This window comes from Nitrosomonas sp. Nm33 (genome assembly GCF_900107265.1).
Taxonomy (GTDB): Bacteria; Pseudomonadota; Gammaproteobacteria; order Burkholderiales; family Nitrosomonadaceae; genus Nitrosomonas.
This window is the reverse complement of the sequence record NZ_FNPJ01000137.1, coordinates 1-2943: the sequence shown is the minus strand read 5'-3', so window position 1 is coordinate 2943 and position 2943 is coordinate 1. Positions and strand designations below refer to the sequence as shown.

Annotated in this window: 3 protein-coding genes and 1 pseudogene; 1 reads left to right on the top strand and 3 read right to left on the bottom strand. The window is 45.7% G+C overall.

All coding sequences use genetic code 11. From position 1 onward, the window contains the following. Positions 1 to 405: pseudogene (locus tag BLV54_RS16315) on the top strand (hypothetical protein); the annotation flags it as partial. 301 nt (positions 406 to 706) lie between these two features. On the opposite strand, the gene BLV54_RS14910 reads toward BLV54_RS16315, so the two are convergent. The 3 genes from BLV54_RS14910 to BLV54_RS14900 all read right to left on the bottom strand — a co-directional run. Beyond that, a complete protein-coding gene (locus BLV54_RS14910) occupies positions 707 to 1510 on the bottom strand; it encodes a bestrophin-like domain (RefSeq protein WP_090572376.1) in 804 nt (267 codons plus the stop codon). Positions 1511 to 1765: 255 nt separating this feature from the next. Further along, positions 1766 to 2554 carry a TapB family protein gene (locus tag BLV54_RS14905; protein ID WP_090572375.1) on the bottom strand — a complete coding sequence of 263 codons (789 nt, stop codon included), beginning with the start codon at positions 2552 to 2554 and terminating at the stop codon, positions 1766 to 1768. 241 nt (positions 2555 to 2795) lie between these two features. Next, on the bottom strand, positions 2796 to 2943 hold a 148-nt coding region (locus BLV54_RS14900; RefSeq protein WP_143032551.1), incomplete at its 5' end, for an IS3 family transposase.

Genomic DNA, 2943 nt, shown 5'->3' with positions numbered 1-2943 from the left:
TACGATGGGCATACGCTTACAGCATCCTTGGAACAAGTTCACAAACTAACGGGTATTGCGCCAAAGGAAGTTTATGTGGATCGGGGTTATAGAGGACACGCGGTGACGGATACGGTCAAAGTATGGATAGCAGGAGCCAGGCGCGGCGTCACGGTGGCGATCAAAAAGAAGCTCAAGCGGCGCAGTGCGGTGGAGCCCGTGATCGGACATATGAAAAACGATGGGCGTCTGGGGAGAAACTTTTTGAAAGGCACAGCAGGCGATGCCATGAATGCCTTACTGTGCGGTGCTGGCTATAACTTGCGCAGGATTCTGCGCCAACTGGCGCTTTTGTGTACTCGTTTGGGAATCAATATTAATCGGCTATTGATTGGCAATATGCCTAACCTACAACTTAGTAGTTGAGAAAAAGGGTTTTTCAGGGACGACTAATTAAAAGAATACGTATAGACACGTAGGAATTTTTTTGGATTCAAGCTATCCATGTAATATTTTTTAGAGATTGGTTGCATTTCTGCCTTCAGCCATAGAATGCATTTAGCTTGCAACTACGTGTTTTTAGAAAGAGGGGAATCTGCAAAGTCAGCTGCTGCCCACACAGATTATCTATTGATTTAATTGGCCTTTATTTTCCAGTAATAAATAACGATAACGCCATCTGTAACCTGTAGCAGCATCCTTCAATTCATCTGGCACTTTTTGATTTTCAAATTTTTTCCATACTTTTTCTTAAGATCACCAATACCCGATCCACGGAATCGATCCGAATCAGACCTAAACGGGGATATTCGATATCGAGGATCACATAGACCGTGCTCGCGATAATGGCTGCGAATACCACCATATGGGTCAAACTATGTCTTGCGGTGCCTGCTGTTGTATAGCCAGCCAGTCCCGCGCTGATCAAAGCCAGGCTAAATAGCATCACGTAGATGATTGTCGGTGGGTGCATCTCTAACGCAAAAACAGTGCGTTGCATAGCAATGTCGAACATTTTATTCAACGCCGTTAACAACAGCTCGGTAGTTGGCTCCGAGTCTGTTACTTCACAAGCTTTTACAGCTGCAGACCAAATTTCGCCTTGCAGCGCATTCCCACGTACCCAAGCTGCTTTCGAGGCCTCCAGATCAGGTAATTTCTGATAAATTTCCAGACGGGCATCCAGGTATTGCCGGAACAAAGCGCGCAGTGACGGCTGCGTCTCGACTGACAACAAGTCCAGGCGAAGATAAGCTGTTCCGATGGCATTCGCCTCAGTGATCACCATCTCTTTGCGGTAGTCAAATCGTGAAGCGGCTCCGGAGAAGGTGAAAGCAATGAGCAATCCTAACAATCCAAAGATGGCACTGTCGAGCAGCCCTGAAGAGGTATACTCGCTTTCCGCTGCTGGCAACCATCGAACACCGATATACCGACCAACCCCAAAGGCAAGCAGCAGACCGATGAATAACCCTAGTGCAGAGAAGCCAGAAACATTAACTATGTCTGTAGCAAAGTGAACGAAATTCATCTCTTAATTTGCCCTACATAATTTAATTTCCAATCCCTATTTTTCATAAGGAAAGAAAAACCTTGCACGATCTCATCCAGCTGTTGTAACAACAGCGAGATTCCGTGGTCCATCTGTTATGGACGTAAAAGATAAAACTATTGGCCCAAACATACCGTCATACCCCATCGCGACTCATACGACGGGGAACAAAGCGGAAAAGTGCAGATCTGCTTTGAATTGTCGTTTGTCCTCAAGGCATACAGGATAACCTTGTCAGGATGTCGGTCTGTCAACCAGCACTCTCGCAATTTTTCTCTGTTTGTTATAGATGAGCATGGCTGAAACATCCATTTGCTCAACGGCTGCAACCATGCCGACATCTGCTGCAAAAAATCTATACTGGGTATCATTGAGCGAGGCAGGGCCTATTTTTCCTTTGAAAGTCCACTTCACTAGAACGGCATCAAAGCTGCCTGCCGGTACTGTGACTTTATAGGCGCCGACGTAGCGATAGCCTATGTTCAGCGTACCCGTATGAGTTTGTTTGTCCGGGTTGCTCAATTCGAAAACTTTCATTCCAACCTTGATGTTGCGCTCCTCGCCTGGGGCCAGCCCTTGCAGCATTAAAGGTTCGGCAGGCGAATACTGTGTAATGACACCTTCTTCGTTATCTGTAACACCAGTCACAACGTAATCTCCATCAGCCTTCGCAATGATAGAAAAAATGAATCTGGCTCCCGTGTCATATCGCCAGGCAGTCTCGTTAGCGCCCTGTTTCAGCAAGATAGGTTGATGGTGCTCGATTTTACCCGTATCGGGCCCGCTCACGAGGCGATAGTTTCGAGCACCAGCGCTCATATTCAGATACCGGCTGGTATCAGCAAGCGCCGGTACAGGAATAGCTTGTCCGACAACCCCCTTTCCCAGATACTTCTCAATCGCAAGACGATCTTCGTCTGCCAAAGGAATGGGCGAGCGATTCTCCGAGGATTGAGCGAAATTTCCCAGAAACACAAGAATCATAAATACAAACAGAGAAGACCACCGTATAGTTGTTTTCATTGATTTAACTCCTTGGTTTATATAACAAAAATTCCTGATCAATGATTCAATACTTCGCCCCGCTGCCTTACACCGACTTCAATTCGCAGACACTTATTCAGGTTTCCCTAAACCAATTAAATCTAGGTAGAGGGTGTTGATCCTTCCTCGTTGAGAAGCGCCCGCTCAGTAATCACTTTATAGAGATGCACTCCCTGTGCATACACGTGCTAACATGGTCAAGTAATTTGTGACAACCCAGTTAAGCGACTTTTTTAAGTTCTGCCCTTTCAGCTTCAAATTGAATGGGACTTCTATAATCCAAATAAGAATGTAGTCGATGGCTGTTATAGAACATGGATATGTAATTTAATATATCTTGTTGTGCCTCATATCGATTCTGATAATGG

Coding starts and splice junctions, on each gene's coding strand:
- BLV54_RS14910 (WP_090572376.1), bottom strand. CDS start 1,510: ATGAATTTCGTTCACTTTGCTACAGACATAGTTAATGTTTCTGGCTTC.
- BLV54_RS14905 (WP_090572375.1), bottom strand. CDS start 2,554: ATGAAAACAACTATACGGTGGTCTTCTCTGTTTGTATTTATGATTCTT.